Raw genomic sequence first — 21,894 nt, 5'->3', positions numbered from 1 at the left:
CATATACGCGACGAAGCGCAAGAAAGAAGGCATTTCACCATGAGCAGCACCGAGACGCCCCGCGGTCCCGTCGACTCCTCCCGCGTCCCGCGGTACGCCGGCCCCGCGACCTTCGCCCGGCTGCCCCGCCTCGACGAGGTGGGCACCGCCGACGTCGCCGTCGTGGGTGTGCCGTTCGACTCCGGCGTCTCGTACCGGCCGGGCGCCCGCTTCGGCGGCAACGCCATCCGTGAGGCGTCCCGGCTGCTGCGCCCCTACAACCCGGCGCAGGACGCCTCCCCGTTCGCCCTCGCCCAGGTCGCGGACGGCGGCGACATCGCCGTGAACCCGTTCAACATCAACGAGGCCGTCGAGACCATGGAGGCCGCCGCCGACGAACTCCTCGGCACCGGCGCCCGGTTGATGACCCTCGGCGGCGACCACACCATCGCGCTGCCGCTGCTGCGGTCCGTCGCCAAGAAGCACGGCCCGGTCGCGCTGCTCCACTTCGACGCCCACCTCGACACCTGGGACACCTACTTCGGCGCCGAGTACACGCACGGCACCCCGTTCCGGCGGGCGGTGGAGGAGGGCATCCTCGACACCGAGGCGCTCTCCCACGTCGGCACCCGCGGCCCGCTGTACGGCAAGCAGGACCTCACCGACGACGAGAAGATGGGCTTCGGCATCGTCACCTCCGCCGACGTCTACCGCCGCGGCGCCGACGAGGTGGCCGACCAGCTCCGCCAGCGCATCGGCGACCGCCCGCTGTACATCTCCATCGACATCGACTGCCTCGACCCGGCGCACGCGCCCGGCACCGGCACCCCCGAGGCGGGCGGCATGACCTCCCGCGAACTGCTGGAGATCCTGCGCGGCCTGGCCTCCTGCAACCTGGTCTCCGCCGACGTCGTCGAGGTGGCCCCGGCGTACGACCACGCCGAGATCACCTCGGTGGCCGCCTCCCACACCGCGTACGAACTGACCACGATCATGGCCCGCCAGATCGCGGCGGCCCGGAAGGACGCGTAAGCGAAGTGACGCACGACCACGACCTGGTACTCCGCCCGACACCCGAGCAGACGGAGGCCGCCCTCAATCCTCCCCCCGGCCGCAACGGCGGAGACCTGGTCGTGGAGACCCTGGCCGGGCTGGGCGCGACGACCGTCTTCGGCCTGCCCGGGCAGCACGCCCTCGGCATGTTCGACGCGCTGCGCCGCTCGGAGCTGACGTACGTCGGCCTGCGGGTGGAGAACAACGCCGGCTTCGCCGCCGACGCCTACGGCCGGATCACCGGCGAGGCCGCGCCGCTGCTGCTGTCGACCGGTCCGGGAGCGCTGACCTCGCTGGCGGCGCTCCAGGAGGCGGCGTCGGCCTCCGCCCCCGTCCTGGCCATCAGCAGCCAGATCCCGACGGCCGGGCTCGGCGGCGGCCGCCACGGATACCTGCACGAACTGCCCGACCAGGCCGCCTCGTTCCGCGGTGTGGTGAAGTCGGTCCACACGGTCCGTACCCAGTCCCAGATCCCCTCCGCCATCGCAGCCGCCTGGAAGTCGGCGCTGACGGTCCCGCACGGGCCCGTGTGGGTGGAGATCCCGCAGGACGTGCTCCTCGACCCGACGAGCCTGCCGGTGGTGACGGCCCTGGACGCCACCCCGGAGGAACTGGTCCCGCGTCCCGAACTCACCGCGGTGGCGGCCGGCCTGCTGTCCGGGGCCGCCCGCCCGGCGATCATCGCGGGCGGAGGGGTGGTCCGCGCCGACGCGTCCGGCAAGCTGCTGGCCCTCGCGGAGCGGCTGAACGCCCCCGTCGTCACGACCTTCGGCGGCAAGGGCGCCTTCCCCTGGGAGCACCCGCTGTCCCTCCAGTCCTGGCTGGAGGACCGGCACACCACGGACTTCCTCGAGGACGCCGACGTGCTGCTGGTGGTCGGCTCGGGCCTCGGCGAACTCTCCTCCAACTACCACACGTTCAAGCCGCGCGGCCGCGTGATCCAGATCGAGGCCGACCTCGGCAAGCTGGAGTCCAACCACCCGGCGCTCGGCATCCACGCCGACGCCCGCCTGGCGCTCCAGGCCCTGCTGGAGACGGTGGACGAGCGCCCCGACGAGGCCGCCGCCGAGCGCGTGCGCGAGGTCCTCGCCAAGGTCCGCGACCGGATCGCCGCCCAGGAACTCACCCTGGAGCAGGACGTGCTGGCGTCCGTCCGCCGCGCCCTGCCCGCCGGCTCGCCGTCCTTCTGGGACATGACGATCCTGGCGTACTGGGCCTGGTCGGCCTTCGACGCCGAGTCCCCCAACACCATGCACTCGGCCCAGGGCGCGGGCGGCCTCGGCTACGGCTTCCCGGCGGCGCTCGGGGCCGCGGCCGCGGACCGCACCCGCCCGGTCCTGGCGGTGTCGGGCGACGGCGGAGCCCTCTACTCGATCGCCGAACTGGCCACGGCACGGCAGTACGACCTGAACGTGACCTGGCTGATCGTCGACGACGGCGGCTACGGCATCCTCCGCGAGTACATGACCGACGCCTTCGGCCAGGCCACGGCCACGGAGCTCACCCGCCCCGACTACGTGGCCCTCGCCGAGTCCTTCGGCGTCCCGGGCGTGCGCACGACCCCCGAGACCCTCGCGGCCGACCTGGCGAACGCCCTTGCCGCACCGGGTCCTTCGGTGGTCGTCCTCCCCGCCGTCCTGCGGATGTTCGCGCCCACGCATCTGGACTGAGGCCGCGTCGAAACCGGAAGGGGCTCGTGCTCGTGCGCGCGAGCCCCTGACTGCGTTCGGGTAACGGCCGGTCAAATCTCGCCCAACTCGCGCAACCTTGAGCCGCAGTCCGTATGTCAAAGGTGCATGACTCACTCGACAACCCGACGCGCCAGAGTGCTCGCGGCGGGCGTGGGCGCCGGGATGCTGATTCCCTGCGTGGCCGCCGCGTCGCCCGCCGCGGCCGCCACACCCATGGTCAGCTGCACGTCCGGCAAGGCGGGCCTGGCAGCCAAGTTGGAGAAGGACATCACCGCGGCGATGAAGGACCGCAAGGGCACCGTCGCCGTCGGTCTGCGCGACCGCACCACCGACACGACCTGCACGCTGCGCCAGTCGACCGCCTACGACTCGGCCAGCGTCGTCAAGGTCACCGTCCTCGCCACCCTGCTGTGGGACGCCAAGAAGCACAACCGCTACCTCACCACCCGCGAGACGACCCTCGCCAAGGCCATGATCACCAAGTCGGACAACAACGCCACCTCCACCCTGTGGAAGCAGCTCGGCGTGACGAAGGTGAAGGGCTTCCTCACCGCGGCCGGCATGACCCAGACCAAGCCCGGCGCGAACGGTTACTGGGGCCTGACCCAGATCACCGTGCGTGACGAGCAGAAGCTGCTCGGTCTGATCACGGCCAAGAACTCGGTACTCAGCGACAACTCCCGCGACTACATCCTCAAGCTCATGGGCCAGGTCGTCACCTCCCAGCGCTGGGGCACGCCCGCCGGGGCGCCGTCCTCCGTCGCCGTGCACGTCAAGAACGGCTGGCTGTCGCGCGCCACGCACGGCTGGCGGGTGCACAGCGTCGGCACCTTCAAGGGCACCGGCCGCGACTACATGATCACGGTGCTCACCCAGGACAACAGCACCATGAACTACGGCGTCACCACCATCCAGAACATCGCCAAGGCCATCCACAAGGACCTCGTCCCCACGACGACGGACCCGGCGCGTTACGCGCCGACCACCACACCCAAGGAGGCGTTCGTGGCCGTTCCCCCCGGCGGGTGACCCCGCGCCGCCGGGCGCGTCGTCGCGGCGGGATGAAATTGGCCCCCGTCCGCGTTGGTGTCTTCCGGAAGATCAGTTCTTGAGGGAGGCACCGACGTGGCAGCGCAGCCGGGATGGGCGCGGAGACTGGCCGGGTACGCCTGGCGTCACCCGAGGGACGTCGTCCTCGCCCTCGGCGCCTCGCTCGCCGGCATGGCCGTCACGGCGCTGGTGCCGCTGATCACCAAGGTGATCATCGACGACGTGATCGGCGACCACAGCCGCCGTATGACCCCCTGGGCGGGCGCCCTGATCGCTGCCGCGCTCGTCGTCTACGTCCTCACCTACATCCGCCGCTACTACGGCGGCCGGCTCGCCCTCGACGTCCAGCACGACCTGCGGACGGAGATGTACGAGACGATCACCCGGCTCGACGGCAGACGCCAGGACGAGCTGTCCACCGGCCAGGTGGTCGGCCGCGCCACCAGCGACCTCCAGCTGATCCAGGGCCTCCTCTTCATGCTGCCGATGACGATCGGCAACGTCCTGCTCTTCCTGATCTCCCTGGTCATCATGGCCTGGCTGTCGCTGCCGCTGACCCTGGTCGCCCTCGCCGTCGCCCCGGCCCTCGGCTGGATCGCCCGGCGCAGCCGCACCAAGCTCCACCCCGCCACCTGGTACGCCCAGGCGCAGGCCGCCGCCGTCGCCGGCGTGGTGGACGGCGCGGTCAGCGGCGTACGCGTGGTGAAGGGCTTCGGACAGGAGGAGCAGGAGACCGGCAAGCTGCGCGAGGTCGGCCGCAGGCTGTTCGCCGGGCGGCTGCGCACCATCCGGCTGAACTCCAGGTTCACCCCCGCGCTCCAGGCCGTGCCCGCCCTCGGCCAGGTCGCGATGCTGGCCGTCGGCGGCTGGCTCGCCGTGCGCGGGCACATCACGCTGGGCACGTTCGTCGCCTTCTCCGCCTACCTCGCCCAGCTCGTCGGCCCGGTCCGCATGCTCGCCATGGTGCTCACGGTCGGGCAGCAGGCCCGGGCGGGCACCGAACGCGTCCTGGAGCTGATCGACACCGAGCCCACCCTGACCGGGGGCACCAAGGAGCTGCCCGCCGACGCGCCCGCGACCGTCGAGTTCGACGACGTCTCGTTCGGCTACGCGGACGACCGGCCCGTCCTGAAGGGGCTGTCGTTCCAGATCCGCCCCGGCGAGACCCTGGCCGTCGTCGGCTCCTCCGGCTCCGGCAAGTCCACGGTCTCCCTGCTGCTGCCCCGCTTCTACGACGTCACCCACGGCGCCGTCCTCGTCGGCGGCCACGACGTGCGCGAGCTGACCCTGGACTCGCTCAGGGCCGCGATCGGCCTGGTGCCCGAGGACTCCTTCCTGTTCTCCGACACCGTCCGCGCCAACATCGCCTACGGCCGCCCCGACGCCACCCCGGAGCAGATCGAGGCCGCCGCCCGCGCCGCCCAGGCCGACCGCTTCATCGCCGAGCTGCCCGAGGGCTACGACACCACGGTCGGCGAGCAGGGCCTGACCCTCTCCGGCGGCCAGCGCCAGCGCATCGCACTGGCCCGCGCGATCCTCACCGACCCGCGCCTGCTCGTCCTGGACGACGCCACCTCCGCCGTGGACGCCCGCGTCGAGCACGAGATCCACGAGGCCCTGGCACAGGTCATGGAGGGCCGCACGGCCCTCCCGTCGCCCGACCACCACCCCTCATCGAGCGCTAACGCGCGCACCACCCTGTTGATCGCCCACCGCCGCTCCACCCTGAACCTCGCCGACCGCATCGCCGTCCTCGACCAGGGCCGCCTCGCCGACCTCGGCACCCACGACGAGCTCCAGGAGCGGTGCGCCCTCTACCGGCGCCTGCTCACCGACCCCGACGAGCTCGGCGGCGTCTCGCCGGGCCACGCCCAGCCCGCCGCACCGCCGGAGGACGTCTCCGTACGGCAGGAGCTGGACGCCGAGTTCGACGCCGAGCGCGGCATCACGCCCACGCTGTGGGCGGGGGAGCGCGAGCCCCGGGACACGGCGATGTCCGGCATGCCCGCCACCCCCGAACTGCTCGCCCAGGTCGCCGCGCTGCCGCCCGCCACCGACACCCCCGGCATCGACGAGCGGCGGGCCGTCCGCCCGGAGGACTCCTACGGCCTGCGCCGCCTGCTGCGCGGCTTCGGCCTGCCGCTCCTGGTCAGCCTCGGCCTCGTCGCCGTGGACGCCGGGATGGGCCTGCTGCTGCCGGTCCTGATCCGGCACGGGATCGACCAGGGCGTCACGCGGATGGCCCTGGGCGCCGTCTGGGCGGCCTCGCTGCTCGCCCTGTTCGCCGTGCTGGTGCAGTGGGCGGCGCAGATCGGCGAGACCCGGATGACCGGCCGCACAGGCGAGCGGGTGCTGTACTCGCTGCGCCTGAAGATCTTCGCCCAGCTCCAGCGGCTCGGCCTGGACTACTACGAGCGCGAGCTGACCGGGCGGATCATGACCCGCATGACGACCGATGTCGATGCTTTGTCGACATTTCTGCAGACGGGCCTGGTGACGGCGTTCGTCTCCGTGGTCACCTTCTTCGGCATCATGGTGGCCCTGCTGGTGATCGACGTGCAGCTGGCGCTGGTCGTCTTCGCGACGCTGCCGCCGCTGGTCGTCGCCACGTTCTTCTTCCGCCGGGCGAGCGTACGGGCGTACGAGCTGGCCCGTGAGCGGGTGTCGGTGGTCAACGCCGACCTCCAGGAGTCGGTCGCCGGGCTGCGGATCGTGCAGGCCTTCCGGCGCGAGGGGGACGGCGGACGGCGGTTCGCCGGGCGCAGCGACAGCTACCGCCAGGCGCGGATCCGGGGCCAGTGGCTGATCTCGGTCTACTTCCCGTTCGTGCAGTTCCTGTCCTCGGTCGCGGCGGCCTCGGTGCTGATCGCGGGCGCGGGCCGGGTGGAGGCGGCCACGCTGACCGCGGGCGCCCTGGTGGCGTACCTGCTCTACATCGACCTGTTCTTCGCGCCCGTCCAGCAGCTCTCCCAGGTCTTCGACGGATACCAGCAGGCCACCGTCTCCCTGGGCCGCATCCAGGAACTGCTCCGGGAGCCGACGTCCACACGGTCCGCCGCCGAGCCCCGCGACGTGCCCGGGCTGCGCGGCGAGGTCGCCTTCGAGGACGTGCACTTCCGGTACGGCGCCGCCGACGAGGGCGAGGCGGCCCTCACCGGCGTCGACCTGCGCATCCCGGCCGGACAGACCGTCGCCTTCGTCGGCGAGACCGGCGCGGGCAAGTCGACCCTGGTGAAGCTGGTGGCCCGGTTCTACGACCCGACCGGCGGCCGGGTGACCGTCGACGGCACGGACCTCAGGGAGCTGGACATCACCGCGTACCGGCACCGGCTCGGGGTCGTGCCGCAGGAGGCGTACCTCTTCCCGGGCACCGTCCGCGACGCCATCGCCTACGGCCGGCCCGACGCCACCGACGCCGAGGTGGAGGCCGCCGCGCGCGCGGTCGGCGCGCACGAGATGATCGCCACGCTGGAGGGCGGCTACCTGCACGAGGTCGCCGAGCGCGGACGCAACCTGTCGGCCGGTCAGCGCCAGCTCATCGCGCTGGCCCGCGCCGAACTCGTCGACCCCGACGTCCTGCTCCTCGACGAGGCGACCGCCGCGCTCGACCTGGCCACCGAGGCACAGGTCAACCAGGCCACCGACCGGCTCGCGGGCCGCCGTACGACGCTGGTGGTCGCCCACCGGCTGACCACGGCCGCCCGCGCCGACCGGGTGGTGGTGATGGACCACGGCCGGGTCGCCGAGGACGGCACGCACGAGGAGCTGCTGGCCCGCGACGGGCGGTACGCCGAACTGTGGCGGACGTTCGTCGGCGCGTCCGAGCCGGAGGAGCCGGTCAGCGCGTCCCGCTGAACCCGCGGGGGCAACCGTCCGGCCCACGGGCCGCGTCCGTACATCAGTACGCTTGTAACCGGCAGTCAGGGGGGACTGTGGACAGTGGTGCGATACGCCGGAGGCCGCTGCCGGTCGTGGCCGTGCTGACCGGGGCGGTGCTGCTGGCGTTCGCCGCGCCCGGCACCGCCGGGGCAGCGGCCGCCGCCTGCGCCGGCCGCGAGGTCAGGACGGTGCCCTTCGCCACCGGCACCGTCCACGTCCACAAGCGCGACGGCTACGTCTGCGCCCTCACCGTCGCCACGAAACCCGGCCCCAAGCGGCCGATGTCGGTGACGGTGCAGGCCCGCGGCAACCGTCCGGTCACCGACAAGGGCCGCTACTCCCGGCACGCCGGCCCGGTCACCGTGCACGCGGGCCACCGGTGCGTGCGGGTCGCCGGATCGGTGGGATCGAAGTCGGTCCACACGGACTGGATCCTGTGCTGATCCCCTGATTCTGTGCTGACCCCCTGATCCTGTGCCGAACTGCTGAGACGCGTTCAGGTATTTTCCCTGCTCCCCTGGTGTGCACCCGAGTTGCTCCGATAGCTTCCGGCGAACATCTGTCTCATAGGGAGGGTGCATGCGCAAGGCGCTCAGATGGCTGCTCGCGCTCACCGTGTCCATCGGCACGCTGAGCACGGCGGGGGTGGCCACCGCTGCCCAGCCGGAGGCCACGAACGGCACCGCGGCCGGCTCGGAAACCGACATCCTGAACCGGCTCCTGGCCATCCCGGGGATGAGCCTGATCCAGGAGAAGCCCTACAGCGGCTACCGCTTCTTCGTCCTCAACTACACGCAGCCGGTGGACCACCGCCACCCGTCGAAGGGCACCTTCGAGCAGCGGATCACCGTACTGCACAAGGGAGAAGACCGCCCGACGGTCTTCTACACCGGCGGCTACAACGTCTCCACGACACCCAGCCGCCGTGAGCCCACCCAGATCGTGGACGGCAACCAGGTCTCCATGGAGTACCGGTTCTTCACCCCGTCCCGGCCCGCCCCGGCCGACTGGTCCAAGCTCGACATCTGGCAGGCCGCCAGCGACCAGCACCGCATCCACCAGGCGCTGAAGCCGGTCTACTCCCGCAACTGGATCGCCACCGGCGGCTCCAAGGGCGGCATGACGGCCACCTACTACAAGCGCTTCTACCCCGGTGACATGGACGGCGTGGTCGCCTACGTCGCCCCCAACGACGTGGTCGACAAGGAGGACTCCGCCTACGACCGCTTCTTCGCCACCGTCGGCACCAAGGAGTGCCGCGACCGGCTGAACGGGGTGCAGCGGGAGGCGCTGGTGCGCCGGGAGTCGCTGGAGAACAAGTACGCCCAGTTCGCCGCCGACAACGGCTACACCTTCACCACCATCGGCAACCTGGACAAGGCGTACGAGGCCGTCGTCCTCGACTACGTGTGGGGCTTTTGGCAGTACAGCCTGCTGAAGGACTGCGGCACCATCCCGGGTGACGCCAAGAACGCCACCGACCAGCAGATCTGGGACACCGTCAACACCATCTCCGGGTTCGACGCCTACACCGACCAGGGCCTGGAGACCTACACGCCGTACTACTACCAGGCGGGCACGCAGCTCGGCGCGCCGACCATCCAGTTCCCGCACATCGAGAAGAAGCTGATCCGCTACGGCTACCAGCCGCCGCGCAACTTCGTGCCCCGGTCCATCCCGATGAAGTTCCAGCCGTCGGCGATGCGCGACGTGGACACCTGGGTGCGCCAGAACGCGAACCACATGCTCTTCGTGTACGGGGAGAACGACCCGTGGGGCTCGGAGCGGTTCCACCTCGGCAAGAAGGCGCAGGACTCGTACGTCTTCACGGCGCCCGGCATGAACCACGGGGCGAACGTCGCCGGTCTCGTGCCGGACGAGAAGGCGCTCTCCACGGCGAGGATCCTCGAGTGGGCCGGAGTCGCCGGCCCGGCGGTCCAGTCGAACCCGTCGGTGGCCAGGCCGCTGGCCGGCTTCGACGCGAAGCTGGACGTACGGGACGTGGAGCGCGAGCCCGCGCTCAGGCCGTGACGCGCTGATCAGCGCACGCTGACCAAGAGGCGCTGATCGAGAGGCGCTGATCGAGACGCGCTGATCCCGGTGGGCTGCGCCCGGAGTCACAGGCTCCGGGCGCAGCCCACCGGTTCGTCACCGCCCAGCCGGACGTACAGGGCGGTCGACGCGGGGCACTGCTCGCGGCTGCGCACCGCCCGTATCACCCGGTACTCCGGTTGCTTCCCGCCCGAGCCGTCGCACGCGGTCTCCCGGACCTGGCCGCGGCCGGAGCCGTAGAGGCAGTCGCCGACGACGGTGCGCGGGCCGCCCCCGCCGCCGGGGTCGCCGGGGTGCGGCGGCTGCAGGTTGCGCATACAGGCGTAGCCCTGCGGGATCGCGCCGCCCTCCCGGCCCGGGACGGCCGGCTGGGCGCCGATGTGCAGCACGAAGTCGGTGTCCGGCGGGCAGGGCGGGCCGTCGGCGGGCCGGCCGTCGTGGCGGGCGGTCACCCGGGCCGCCGCCCGCTCGCCGGAGCACGGCACCTCGGTGAAGCTCGTCGTGCCGAAGGAACTGCACTCGCCCACGTCGAGGAACACCGCGCCGTGCCCGGAGGGCAGCGCGGTGGCCGGGGCACCGCTCCGCTCCTGTGCGTCCGTGGACCCGGACGGCTGTCCGCAGCCCGCCAGCACGGCCAGGAGCAGCGCGGGCAGGACGCACGCCGCCCCCACCCGCCATGTCCCGCGACTCGCCATCCCCCGGTCCACCCCCCTGGCCCAGCGTGGCCCGCCACAGCGGGGCCACGCCAGGCGTGCGGGGCGCTTCGGGCCAGTTTGCGGTGGCGCGCCGGGGGCGCGACGTAAACGCCGTACGCCCGACGCGTGAGCCGGGCCAGTACGTCAGTACGTCAGGCCGTACCCGATGGGGTACAGGACCCGCGCCGGGTCGTCCGCCCGCTGGACCGGCACCGGGAGCTTCCCGCGCGGCCTCGCCCGGCCCGCGATCACCCGTGCGGCGGCGCGCAGTTCCACGTCCGTCCAGGAGTAGGCCGCCAAGTGGACCGGGACGGTGGGCAGCTGAGCGATGTCGTAGGGGTTGCGGATCGCGACCGCGATCACCGGGCGGCCGGTGGCGACGAGCCGTTCCACCAGCGTCTTCTGGGAGCTGCCCGCGGTGACGTTGTACGTCGCGACCACCACCGCGTCCGCGTCCTGCGCCGCGGCCACCGCCTTGTCGGCGGTCGCGGCCGACGGGGCGGTGCCGGTCGACAACGCCGTGGCCTGGAAGCCGAGTTCGGTGAGGGCGGCGGCGAGCACTCCGGTGGGCGGCCCGGTGGTGCCCGACGGGGAGGCGGGGTCGGCGCCGACGACGAGCAGCTTCTTGTGGCCGCGTCGGGACAGCGGCAGCAGGCGCCCCTCGTCGGCCAGCAGGGTCGTGGTCCGCTCGGCGATCCTGTCGGCCGCCGCCAGGTGGGTGCCGATGCCCACGACGCGGTCGACGTTCGCCTGGCTGACGTAGGGGTCCTCCAGCAGTCCCAGCTTCGCCTTCAGCCGCAGAACGCGCAGGATCGACTCGTCGAGCCGGGCCTCGGTCAGTTCGCCGGCGCGGACCGCGTTCAGCACCGCGTTCCAGGCCACGTCCAGCGAGGGCGGGTTGAGCAGCTGGTCCACGCCCGCCTTCAGCGCGAGCACCGGCACCCGGTCGTCGCCGTACTTGGTGCGCACGCCGTCCATGCCGAGCGAGTCGGTCACCACGACCCCGTCGTAGCCGAGTTCGCCGCGCAGGATGCCGGTGAGGATCGGGTGGGAGAGGGTGGCCGGGTCTCCGGAGTCGTCCAGCGCCGGGAACTGGATGTGCGCGGTCATGATCGAGTCGATGCCGGCCTTGATCGCGGCCCGGAACGGCACCGCGTCCAGCTTCTCCCACAGCTCACGGCTGTGCGTGATGACCGGGAAGCCGTAGTGGCTGTCGGTGGCGGTGTCCCCGTGCCCGGGGAAGTGCTTGGCGGTCGCCGCCACCTTGGAGCTCTGGTAGCCCTTCACCTCGGCGGCCACCAGTTTCGCCACCGCGTCCGGGTCGGCGCCGAAGGACCGTACGCCGATGACCGGGTTGGCCGGGTTGACGTTCACGTCGGCGTCGGGGGAGTAGTCCTGGTTGATGCCGAGGGCGCGCAGCTCCGCACCGGAGACGCGGCCCAGGGTGTGGGCGTCGGCGGCCGAGCCGCCCGCGCCGACCGCCATGGCGCCCGGGAAGAGGGTCGCGGGCTTGCCCACGCGGCAGACGATGCCGTGCTCCTGGTCGGTGGCGACGAGCAGGGGCAGGCCGCGCGGCTGGCCGAGGGACGCCTTCTGGATCCCGTTGGACAGGTCGGCGATCTGGTGCGGATTCTGGGTGTTGTTGGCCCAGGCGAAGTAGATGATGCCGCCGACGCGGTACCTGGCGATCAGCTCGGCGGCCGTGCGGACGCCGATCTCCTTGAGGTTGGCGTCGATGTCGGCCTGCGTCGGGTCGGTCGCCGAGTGGCCGTAGACCCGCATCACGAAGAGCTGGCCGACCTTCTCCTCGAGCGTCATCCGGGAGATGAGGGCACGCAGCTTCTTGTCGTTGTAGGAGGCGGCGTGGGCGGTGCCGGTGCCCGTGACCGCCAGGGCGGCGGTGATGCCGGCGGTGGCGGCGAGGACGGTGCGTCTGGAGGGAAGTGCGGTGGTTCCCGTGCTGGTGTCGTGCACGTGCGCCCCTTCCGGGAGGAGATCCGCTGGAGTACCACTGAAGGAAACTTCCGAGGAGTCACCAATATCCGGGAAGTTTCTGCCAGTCAAGGGAGCGCACAGGAACCGGTGCGGGCGCGGATTCCCGCACGTTGGCGCGGGTGTGGCCGCGGGAGTTCAGCGCGGCGTGTGCGCGGACGCCTCCGGCCAGTGCTCCCGCAGGGTGCGCACCGTCTCCGCGATGGCCGGCCTGCGGGCGGCGCCCGTGCGCCACAGCGCGTACAACCGCCTTACGGGCATGGGGTCCAGCGGCACCTCGACCACCCCCTCGGGCAGCGGGCCCCGGCCCAGCCGCGGGATCAGCGCGACGCCCAGGCCCGCGGCGACCAGGGCGACCAGGGTCGGGTTCTCGTCGGCCTGATGGACCACGTCCGGCTCGTGTCCGGCGGCGCGCAGGGTGCGCAGCAGCCAGTCGCTGCACACCCGGCCCGGCGGCTGGCAGATCCACCGCTCGCCGCCCAGCTCCTCGCGCCGCACCCCCGTCCGCCCCGCGAACGGGTGCCCGACCGGCACCAGCAGGTCGCACAAGTCGTCTCCGATGACGGCCTGTTGCACACCGGCCGGGGCGGGCAGCGGAGCGATGTCCCAGTCGTGCGCGACGGCCAGGTCGACGGCACCCTTGGTCACCAGGTCCACCGACAGGTGCGGGTCGACCTCGCTGAGCCGGGCGTCCAGGGCCGGGTGCCGCCGGGCCAGGTCCGCGAGGGCGCGGGGCATGAGCCCGCGCGCCGCCGAGGCGAACGCCGCCACCAGCAGCCGCCCGGCGGGCACCCCGCGCCGCTCCTCGAGCTCGGTCTCGGCGCGCTCCACGATCGCCAGCAACTCACCAGCGGTGGCGACCAGTTGGTGCGCCTCGTCGGTGAGCCGCACGCCGCGCCCCTCACGTTCGAGCAGGACGGTCCTGGTCTCCCGCTCCAGCTTGGCGATCTGCTGGGACACCGCCGACGAGGTGTACCCGAGCGCGGCGGCGGCCGCACCGACGGTGCCGTGCACGGAGACGGCGTGCAGGGCGCGCAGACGCTGGAGATCGAGCACGGAGCCTCCGAAAGGCCGAACGATTAGCAGTGCTTCATGCAATGGTGCAGCAATCATCGCTGGTGCTTCACGGTTCGCAGGCGTGATCCTCGGTACATGCGACCCGCCCATGTCCTGCTCGCCGTCCTCGTCGCCGCCGTCTGGGGCGTCAACTTCACCGTCATCGAGGTCGGCCTCGGCCACTTCCCGCCGCTGCTCTTCTCAGCCCTGCGCTTCCTCGCGGCCGCGGTCCCCGCCGTCTTCCTCGTGGGCCGGCCGAAGGTGGCGTGGAAGTGGATCGTGGCGGTCGGACTGGTACTCGGTGTCGCCAAGTTCGGGCTGCTGTTCGTCGGGATGGACGCCGGGATGCCCGCCGGGCTCTCCTCCCTGGTGCTCCAGATCCAGGCGGTGTTCACGGCCTTGTTCGCCTTCCTGGCGCTCGGTGAACGGCCCCCGGGCGTACGGGTGCTGGGCATGGCCGTGGCGCTCGCCGGCATCGGCGTCGCCGCCGTGGACGAGGGCACCGCGGGCCCCGTCGGCGCCTTCGCGCTCGTCGTCGCCGCGGCGGCCTGCTGGGGCGTCTCCAACGTGCTGACCCGCAAGGCGGCGCCGCCGGACGCGCTGAACTTCATGGTCTGGGTGAGCACGGTCCCGGTCCTGCCGCTGCTCGGCCTGTCGCTGCTCCTCGAGGGGCCCTCCCGGGACCTGGCCGCGCTGCGCGCCCTGGACTGGCAGGGCGCGGGCACGGTCCTCTACGTCGCCTGGATCACCACGGTCTTCGGCTTCGGCGCCTGGGGCCTGCTGCTGCGCCGCCACCCGGCGTCCACGGTGGCGCCGTTCTCGCTGCTGGTGCCGGCCTTCGGCATGTCCTCGGCGGCACTGTTCCTCGGCGAATCGGTGAGCCCCCTGCGCTGGTGCGCGGCGGCGTTGCTGGTGGGCGGGGTGGCGTTGACGTCCGTGACTCCGGGCCGCCGCCGCGAGCCGTCGCCCGCCCCGGCTCCGGAGCCCGCCGCCCCCACCGGCCTCCTCGCCCCGGCGGAACCGGCCGGACACCCGCGCTGACGGCCCCGTTCACCGGCCCCCGGAGGGCGGGCTCCAGGCCTTTGCCACCTCGCGCGGCGTCTCACGCCCCCCGCAGCGCCCCCGCGGACTCGCGCGGCACAGCCGTGGACCCGCGCACCATCAGCTCCCCCGGGACATGCGCGACCTCGCCCGCCGGCGGCTCCTCGCGGCCCATCGCGATGCGGCCCGCGCGGGCACCCGCTTCCGCGAGGGGCAGCCGGACCGTCGTGAGGGCGGGGACCGTGTCGACGCTGAAGGGGAGGTCGTCGAAGCCCGCCACCGAGACCTCCTCGGGGATGCGCAGACCGGACTCGCGCAGCGCGGCGCAGGCGCCCAGCGCGACGGAGTCGTTCGCGGCGACGACCGCCGTCAGGGACGGGTCGCGGCGCAGCAGCTCCAGGGTGCCCTCGTGGCCGGACCGGCGGTCGTACCGGCCGTACACCGTCCGGCGGGGATCGTCCTCGACGCCCGCCGCGGCCAGTGCCTCCCGGTGGCCCTCCAGCCGGTGGCGGGTGGTCGTCCGCTCCTCGGGGCCCGCGATGTAGCCGAGCCGCCGGTGGCCCAGGGCGATCAGATGCTCCGTGAGCCGCCGCGCGCCGCCCCGGTTGTCGAAGGCCAGGGCGATCGCCCGGGTGTCCGGTGCCGGCGGCCGCCCGCACAGCACCACGCGCGTCCCGGCGTCGGCCAGCTTGCGCAGCTTCGCCGAGACGGCCGCCGCGTGCGGCGCGTCCTCCACTGCCCCGCCGGTCAGCACCACCGCCGCCGCCCGCTGCCGTTGCAGCAGGGTCAGGTAGGTCAGCTCGCGGTCCGGTGAGCCGCCCGTGTTGCAGACGACCGCCAGCCGCTCCCCGCCGGCCCGCCCCCCGGGCCCGCCGATCTCCGACTGGATGGCGCTCGCCATGATCCCGAAGAAGGGGTCGGCGATGTCGTTCACCAGGATGCCCACCAGGTCGGAGGTCGCGGCGGCGAGCGAGCTCGCGGGGCCGTTGAGCACGTAGTCCAGTTCGTCGACCGCCTTCAGCACGCGTTCCCGGGTGGAGGCGGCGACCGGGTAGTTGCCGTTCAGCACGCGCGACACCGTCGCGGGAGAGACCTGTGCGCGGGCCGCCACGTCCGCCAGGGTCACCGTCATCTCGTCGTCCTCCGGTCGCGCATCTCGTCGTCGTACGTGCCACCCGATACGTGCCACCCGCGCTCCGCCGCGAAGACGCGCCCGGTCCGGGGTGTCGTGCAGACCTTACGGCCACCCGGCCCGCCCGTCGGCCGCCTCGAACCACCACGTCCTGGACACGCTCTTGTCCGGCCGCCGTCCAGAGGCTAGCTTCTCTGTGCATAGAAAGCGCTTGCTGCATCGCTCACCAGTGCCACCACCGGGGGCGTACGCGGCGCGTGGACCGCGTACGAAGGGACTGACGTGACACGCAAGACGGTGCGGATCGCCATGAACGGCGTGACCGGGCGCATGGGGTACCGCCAGCATCTGGTCCGCTCGATCCTCGCCCTGCGCGAGCAGGGCGGACTCGACCTCGGTGACGGCACCGTGCTGTGGCCGGAACCGGTCCTGGTCGGCCGCCGCGAGCACGCGCTGCGGGCGCTCGCCGAGAAGCACGGCCTGGAGCACGTCTCGACCGACCTGGACGCGGTCCTCGCCGACCCGTCCGTCGACATCTACTTCGACGCGCAGGTCACCTCGGCCCGCGAGGAGGCGATCAGGAAGGCGGTCGCCGCCGGCAAGCACGTCTACACCGAGAAGCCCACCGCCACCGGCCTGGAGGGTGCCCTGGAGCTCGCCCGGCTCGCCCGCGAGGCCGGCGTCAAGCACGGCGTCGTCCAGGACAAGCTCTTCCTGCCCGGCCTGCTCAAGCTGAAGCGGCTGATCGACGGCGGCTTCTTCGGCCGGATCCTGTCCGTGCGCGGCGAGTTCGGCTACTGGGTCTTCGAGGGCGACTGGCAGGACGCCCAGCGCCCGTCCTGGAACTACCGCGCCGAGGACGGCGGCGGCATCGTCGTCGACATGTTCCCGCACTGGGAGTACGTGCTGCACGAACTGTTCGGCCGCGTGACCTCGGTGCAGGCCCTCACCGCCACCCACATCCCCCAGCGCTGGGACGAGAACGGCAAGCCCTACACCGCGACCGCCGACGACGCCGCCTACGGAGTCTTCGAGCTGGAGGGCGGCGTGATCGCCCAGATCAACTCCTCCTGGGCCGTCCGCGTCAACCGCGACGAGCTGGTCGAGTTCCAGGTGGACGGCACCGAGGGATCGGCCGTCGCCGGTCTGCGCGACTGCCGGGTCCAGCACCGCTCCGCCACCCCCAAGCCGGTCTGGAACCCCGACATCCCCGCCACCGAGGTCTTCCGCGACCAGTGGCAAAAGGTGCCCGACAACCAGGACTTCGACAACGGCTTCAAGGCCCAGTGGGAGCTGTTCCTCAAGCACGTGTACGCCGACGCCCCCTACCACTGGGACCTGTTCGCCGGCGCCCGCGGCGTCCAGCTCGCCGAACTGGGCCTGAAGTCCTCGGCCGAGGGCCGCCGCCTCGACGTACCGGAGATCCAGCCGTGACCATCCGACTGCCCGGCGCGGGCGGGGCGCTGCGCAGCTACGAGCCCCGCACCGAGCCGCTCGCCTCCACCCCGGGCACGCCCTTCACCTCCCGTACGGTCTTCTCGGCGGCGCACGTCGTCGCCGACCCGTTCGCCGACGTGTCGCCCGACTCGCCCGCCGCCGTCGACTGGGACGCCACCCTCGCCTTCCGCCGCCATCTGTGGGCCCACGGGCTGGGCGTCGCCGAGGCCATGGACACCGCCCAGCGCGGCATGGGCCTGGACTGGGCGGGCGCGGCCGAACTGATCCGCCGCTCCGCTGCCGAGGCCCGTGCCGTCGGCGGGCGGATCGCCTGCGGCGTCGGCACCGACCAGCTCACCGGCGGTTCACTCGCGGAGATCCGGGCCGCGTACGAGGAGCAGCTCGCCGTCGTGGAGGAGGCGGGCGCCCAGGCGATCCTGATGGCCTCGCGCGCCCTGGCGGCCGCGGCGAAGGGCCCGGAGGACTACCTGGAGGTCTACGGGCACCTGCTGCGCCAGGCCGCCGGCCCGGTGATCCTGCACTGGCTCGGCCCCATGTTCGACCCGGCCCTCGACGGCTACTGGGGCTCGGCCGACCTGGACGCGGCCACCGACACCTTCCTGGAGGTCATCGCCGCCCACTCCGACAAGGTCGACGGAGTGAAGATCTCGCTGCTGGACGCGCAGCGGGAGATCGACCTGCGCCGCCGTCTGCCGCGGGGCGTGCGCTGCTACACCGGCGACGACTTCCACTACCCCGAGCTGATCGCCGGCGACGAGCAGGGCTTCAGCCACGCGCTGCTCGGCATCTTCGACCCGCTCGGACCGCTGGCGGCCGAGGCGGTACGGGTCCTGGACACCGGGGACGTCAAGGCCTTCCGCGGCCTGCTCGATCCCACGGTCGAACTGTCCCGCCACCTCTTCCAGGCCCCCACCCGCTTCTACAAGACGGGCGTGGTGTTCCTGGCCTGGCTCGCCGGGCACCAGACGCACTTCACGATGGTCGGCGGCCTCCAGTCGGCCCGCTCCCTGCCGCACCTCGCCCGCGCCTACGAACTCGCCGACGGACTCGGCCTGTTCCCGGACCCGGGGCTCGCCGAGGAGCGGATGAGGAACCTGCTGTCGCTGTACGGGGTGAACCGATGAGCACGGACCTGGAACGCTTTTCCATCAACCAGATGACGGTCAAGCAGCTGTCACTGCCGGAACTGGTGGACATCTGCCTGAAGTTGGGCGTGCCGGGCGTGGGCCTGTGGCGCGAACCCGTCCAGGCGTACGGCGTGGAGGCGGCCGCCAGGCTCGTACGGGACGCGGGCCTCACCGTCACCACCCTGTGCCGGGGCGGCTTCCTCACGGCGATCGACCCGGCGGGACGCGCCGAGGCGCTGGACGACAACCGCGCGGCCATCGACGAGGCCGCGACCCTCGGCACGGACACGCTGGTGCTGGTCTCCGGCGGACTCCCCGCCGGCAGCAAGGACCTGCACGGGGCCCGGGAGCGCATCGCGGACGCCCTCGGCGTCCTCGGCCCGTACGCGGCCGAGCGCGGGGTCCGCCTGGCCATCGAGCCGCTGCACCCCATGTACGCCGCCGACCGCTGCGTGGTCTCCACCCTCGCCCAGGCACTCGACCTCGCCGAGCGCTTCCCGGCCCACCAGGTGGGCGTCACCGTCGACACGTACCACATCTGGTGGGACGACAACGCCCCCGAGCAGATCGCCCGGGCGGGCGCGGGCGGCCGCATCCACACCTTCCAGCTCGCCGACTGGACCACCCCGTTGCCCGAGGGCGTGCTCAACGGCCGGGGCCAGATCGGCGACGGCTCGATCGACATGCGGGAGTGGAAGCGGTACGTCGAGGCGGCCGGCTACACCGGCGCCATCGAAGTCGAGCTGTTCAACGAGGAGTTGTGGGCCCGGGACGGACGGGAGGTGCTGGCGGAGACGGCGGAGCGGTTCGTGACGCACGTGATCCAATGACCGTATGACGGAGAAGGACACGCGAACGTCCCTGGGGCCGTTGGAACTGACCGACGGCCGCTGGGTGATGGGGGATCCGAGCCGGCCGAGGGGTCACTGGGTCGAACTCCGGGCGGAGGGGCTGTACCAGCACGAGCCGGACTCGGAGGGGCAGCTGATCCCGTGGTCCAGGATCATGCCGGGGATCCTCTTCACCCTGGGAGCCAAGTACCCGGTGAAGGGGAACTACTCCCCGATGGGCCTGCTCGGCGGCTTGCCGGGCCCCTGGAGGGGGCGGGGCAGCGGTTACCTGCACATGACACTGCGACACCCCTACGAGAACTGGGTGGCCCGCTTCCACCGGCACCCCCGCTTCTACGGTGGCACCGAACTCGTACTGTTCGAGGAACTGTTGAGCCAGACCACCGAGGCAGGCGACACCCACCTGTTCGGCGACCCGGCCTGGCTGGGCTCCGTCATCGGACGACTGGCCCTCCAACGGCCCTGGTCGCCCCGCGCGATACGTGAGGCGGTGACAGAGGCCCGGCAGGCCGGACGACGACCGCGGGACGAAGAGGAAAACCCCGAGAGCTCCTGACCACCGAGGACGCCGACCGGCCTGTCTCACCTGCTCCCTTACGAGGAGGGCCCGCCGTTCACGCCGCGGTCACAGGGCGTCGACCTCCGCCGCCGTGGGATAGGACTCCTGCGCGCCCCGCCGGGTGACGGCGACCGCGCCGACGCGGGCGGCGTAGGCCGCGGCCTCCTCCAGGGACGCGCCCGCGCCCAGCCGCCAGGCCAGCGCCGCGGTGAACGCGTCGCCCGCGCCCGTGGTGTCCACGGCGTCCACCTTCACCGACGGGACCCGGGCGGCCCCCTCGGCGGACGCCACCAGCGCACCCTCGCCGCCCAGGGTGATCACCACCGAGCGCGGGCCCAGGGCGAGCAGGCCCCGAGCCCAGCTCTCGGGGGTGTCGCCCGCCTCGGGGCCGTCCAGGATCACCCTGGCCTCGTGCTCGTTCACGATCAGCGGGTCGCAGGCATTCAGGAGCTCCCGCGGCAGCGGGCGCGGCGGCGACGGGTTCAGCACGAAGCGGCTTCCCGGCGCCAGGTTCCGCACCGCCTCCACGACCGTCTCCAGCGGGATCTCCAGTTGCGCCGAGACCACCCGGGAGGCGCGCAGGAGGGCGGCGGCCGCGCGGACGTCCTCGGGGGTGAGCCGGCCGTTGGCGCCCGGCGAGACCACGATGCTGTTGTCCCCGGACGGGTCCACCGTGATCAGCGCGACCCCGGTGGGCGCCCCGCCGACCAGCACGCCCGCCGGGTCGACCCCGGCCTCGCGCTGGGCGTCGAGCAGCAGTCGGCCGTGGGCGTCGTCGCCGACCCGGGCCAGCAGGGCCGTCCGGGCCCCGAGCCGGGCGGCGGCCGCGGCCTGGTTGGCGCCCTTGCCGCCGGGATGGACGCTCAGATCGGAACCGAGCACCGTCTCCCCGGCGGCGGGCCGGCGCTCGACGCCGATCACCAGGTCGGCGTTGGCCGACCCCACGACCAGGAGGTCGTAGTCATGCATGTGTGCTCTCTCCTTACGGGGGTGATTCACGAGGGGGCCCGCCGGTCGACCGACGGAAACCGGCCATGGGGGGCGCCGGGGGGTCAGTTCGCCGTCACCGGGTCGCCCGTCACCGCGTCGCCCTCCGGCTCGCCGCAGGAGCGGCGTACGACCAGCCGGGCGGGCAGGGTCACGGACCGCGCGGGCCGTCCCGCCATGCGGTCGACCAGGGCGCGAACGGCGGCCCGCCCCAGCTCGCCGGTGGGCTGCGCGATCGCGGTGATCGGCGGGTCGGTGTGCGGGAACCACGGGATGTCGTCGAACGCGGCCAGCGCGATGTCGTCCGGCACCCGCATCCCGCGCGCGCGGATCGCGTCCAGTGCGCCCAGCGCCATCAGGTTGTCGGCGGCGAACACGGCCTCGGGAGGCCCGGGCAGCCCGAGGAAGCCCTCGGTGACCCGCCGGCCGCTGCCGGCCTTGAAGTCGCCCTGGCCGATGTACGCGTCCGGGAGCGGGAGGCCGTGGGCGGCCAGCGCCTCGCGGAACGCCTCGACGCGCTCACGGCCGGTGGTGGTGGCCGCGGGCCCCGCGATGATCGCGAGCCGCCGGTGGCCGAGCCCGTGAAGGTGCGCGACGAGATCCCGGACGGCCGCCCGCCCGTCCGAGCGGACCACGGGTACGTCCACGCCCTCGATCCAGCGGTCCACGAACACCATCGGCGTGCCCGCGCGCGCGGCGTCCAGCATCAGCGGGGAGCCGCCGTCGGTGGGGGAGACCAGGAGGCCGTCAATACGGCGGTCGAGCAGCGTCCGTACATGGTGGTCCTGGAGGGCGGGCCGCTCGTCGGCGTTGCCGATGATCACGCTGTAGCCGAGGGCGCGGGCCTCCTCCTCGACGGAGCGGGCCAGCGCGGTGAAGTAAGGGTTCAGCACATCGCTGATGACCAGGCCCAGGGTGCGGGTCCGGTGGGTGCGCAGGGACCGGGCGACGGCGTTCGGGCGGTAGCCCAGTGCCTCGACGGCGGCCAGCACGCGTGCGCGTGCGCCGGCGCTGACCGACGGGTGCTCGTTCAGGACGCGCGAGACCGTGGCGACGGACACGCCCGCCGCGGCGGCGACGTCCTTGATGCTCGCCATCGCCGTTCCACCTCCTCGTGGAATCGATTACACCACGGTATTGGAAACGATTACATCCGCCGAGGCAAGGCTAGTAGCCGGATCGTTGCCGTCCGGGGAGTGTGCGGCGCCAAATCCGCCCCCCGTACGAGCGATGAGTAAGTACTTCGGCGCCAGTCATCACATACGACACACGTCCGCCGCAGAAAGGCACCC

General features: G+C 72.7%; 17 protein-coding genes. 11 read left to right on the top strand and 6 right to left on the bottom strand.

From position 1 onward, the window contains the following. The first annotated feature begins 39 nt into the window (after window positions 1–39). The 6 genes from speB (at window position 40) to ACIOWN_RS11695 (ending at window position 9,683) form a co-directional block, all read left to right on the top strand. Window positions 40–1,011 (top strand): agmatinase, encoded by a 972-nt coding sequence (gene speB, locus ACIOWN_RS11720; RefSeq protein WP_100569187.1) that lies wholly within the window; start codon window positions 40–42, stop codon window positions 1,009–1,011. Between the two features lie 5 nt (window positions 1,012–1,016). Next, a complete protein-coding gene (locus ACIOWN_RS11715; protein ID WP_401981798.1) occupies window positions 1,017–2,702 on the top strand; it encodes a thiamine pyrophosphate-binding protein in 1,686 nt (561 codons plus the stop codon). 183 nt (window positions 2,703–2,885) lie between these two features. Beyond that, complete coding sequence (locus tag ACIOWN_RS11710) at window positions 2,886–3,752, top strand: serine hydrolase (protein WP_401982127.1); 867 nt, start codon at window positions 2,886–2,888, stop codon at window positions 3,750–3,752. Between the two features lie 96 nt (window positions 3,753–3,848). Further along, window positions 3,849–7,628: an ABC transporter ATP-binding protein gene (locus ACIOWN_RS11705; protein WP_401981795.1), complete on the top strand. Its 3,780-nt coding sequence runs from the start codon at window positions 3,849–3,851 to the stop codon at window positions 7,626–7,628. 77 nt (window positions 7,629–7,705) lie between these two features. After that, window positions 7,706–8,095 (top strand): hypothetical protein, encoded by a 390-nt coding sequence (locus tag ACIOWN_RS11700; RefSeq protein WP_362347929.1) that lies wholly within the window; start codon window positions 7,706–7,708, stop codon window positions 8,093–8,095. A gap of 136 nt (window positions 8,096–8,231) precedes the next feature. Next, on the top strand, window positions 8,232–9,683 hold the full coding sequence (locus ACIOWN_RS11695) for a S28 family serine protease (protein ID WP_401981792.1): 1,452 nt from the start codon (window positions 8,232–8,234) through the stop codon (window positions 9,681–9,683). Window positions 9,684–9,769: 86 nt separating this feature from the next. Here the strand turns inward: ACIOWN_RS11695 and ACIOWN_RS11690 are convergent, their stop codons facing one another. From ACIOWN_RS11690 to ACIOWN_RS11680, 3 genes are all read right to left on the bottom strand, one after another. Then, window positions 9,770–10,399, bottom strand: coding sequence for a hypothetical protein (locus ACIOWN_RS11690; RefSeq protein ID WP_362347926.1), 630 nt, complete (start codon window positions 10,397–10,399; stop codon window positions 9,770–9,772). 144 nt (window positions 10,400–10,543) lie between these two features. Continuing rightward, entirely contained in the window at window positions 10,544–12,373 is a 1,830-nt protein-coding gene (locus tag ACIOWN_RS11685) for a glycoside hydrolase family 3 N-terminal domain-containing protein (RefSeq protein ID WP_362347924.1), read from the bottom strand. 156 nt (window positions 12,374–12,529) lie between these two features. Beyond that, a complete protein-coding gene (locus ACIOWN_RS11680; RefSeq protein ID WP_401981787.1) occupies window positions 12,530–13,447 on the bottom strand; it encodes a LysR family transcriptional regulator in 918 nt (305 codons plus the stop codon). 96 nt (window positions 13,448–13,543) lie between these two features. Between ACIOWN_RS11680 and ACIOWN_RS11675 the strand changes: the two genes are divergently transcribed. Continuing rightward, entirely contained in the window at window positions 13,544–14,488 is a 945-nt protein-coding gene (locus ACIOWN_RS11675) for an EamA family transporter (protein WP_362347920.1), read from the top strand. A 61-nt stretch (window positions 14,489–14,549) separates the two neighbouring features. On the opposite strand, the gene ACIOWN_RS11670 is transcribed toward ACIOWN_RS11675, so the two are convergent. Next, window positions 14,550–15,620 (bottom strand): LacI family DNA-binding transcriptional regulator, encoded by a 1,071-nt coding sequence (locus tag ACIOWN_RS11670; protein ID WP_401981784.1) that lies wholly within the window; start codon window positions 15,618–15,620, stop codon window positions 14,550–14,552. A gap of 282 nt (window positions 15,621–15,902) precedes the next feature. On the opposite strand from ACIOWN_RS11670, the gene ACIOWN_RS11665 reads away from it, so the two are divergent. Genes ACIOWN_RS11665 through ACIOWN_RS11650 form a run of 4 tightly spaced genes read left to right on the top strand, consistent with a single transcriptional unit; the run spans window position 15,903 to window position 19,612 of the window. Continuing rightward, window positions 15,903–17,054, top strand: coding sequence for a Gfo/Idh/MocA family oxidoreductase (locus ACIOWN_RS11665; RefSeq protein ID WP_362347916.1), 1,152 nt, complete (start codon window positions 15,903–15,905; stop codon window positions 17,052–17,054). Further along, the gene (locus ACIOWN_RS11660; RefSeq protein WP_401981781.1) at window positions 17,051–18,202 is read left to right on the top strand and encodes a dihydrodipicolinate synthase family protein; all 1,152 of its coding nucleotides are present in this window, start codon (window positions 17,051–17,053) and stop codon (window positions 18,200–18,202) included. The genes ACIOWN_RS11665 and ACIOWN_RS11660 overlap by 4 nt, the downstream gene beginning before the upstream one ends. Beyond that, complete coding sequence (locus ACIOWN_RS11655) at window positions 18,199–19,035, top strand: sugar phosphate isomerase/epimerase family protein (protein WP_362347912.1); 837 nt, start codon at window positions 18,199–18,201, stop codon at window positions 19,033–19,035. The genes ACIOWN_RS11660 and ACIOWN_RS11655 overlap by 4 nt, the downstream gene beginning before the upstream one ends. 4 nt (window positions 19,036–19,039) lie before the next feature. After that, window positions 19,040–19,612: a hypothetical protein gene (locus ACIOWN_RS11650; RefSeq protein ID WP_362347910.1), complete on the top strand. Its 573-nt coding sequence runs from the start codon at window positions 19,040–19,042 to the stop codon at window positions 19,610–19,612. A gap of 69 nt (window positions 19,613–19,681) precedes the next feature. Here the strand turns inward: ACIOWN_RS11650 and ACIOWN_RS11645 are convergent, their stop codons facing one another. Both ACIOWN_RS11645 and ACIOWN_RS11640 read right to left on the bottom strand, forming a co-directional pair. Continuing rightward, window positions 19,682–20,584, bottom strand: coding sequence for a ribokinase (locus tag ACIOWN_RS11645; protein WP_362347908.1), 903 nt, complete (start codon window positions 20,582–20,584; stop codon window positions 19,682–19,684). Between the two features lie 83 nt (window positions 20,585–20,667). Beyond that, window positions 20,668–21,699 carry a LacI family DNA-binding transcriptional regulator gene (locus ACIOWN_RS11640; protein ID WP_362347907.1) on the bottom strand — a complete coding sequence of 344 codons (1,032 nt, stop codon included), beginning with the start codon at window positions 21,697–21,699 and terminating at the stop codon, window positions 20,668–20,670. Between the last annotated feature and the right edge of the window lie 195 nt (window positions 21,700–21,894).

Source organism: Streptomyces sp. NPDC087787, assembly GCF_044743035.1.
Lineage (GTDB): Bacteria > Actinomycetota > Actinomycetes > Streptomycetales > Streptomycetaceae > Streptomyces.
Note: the sequence above shows the minus strand (reverse complement) of the source record. Positions and strands in the feature narration are given on the sequence as shown.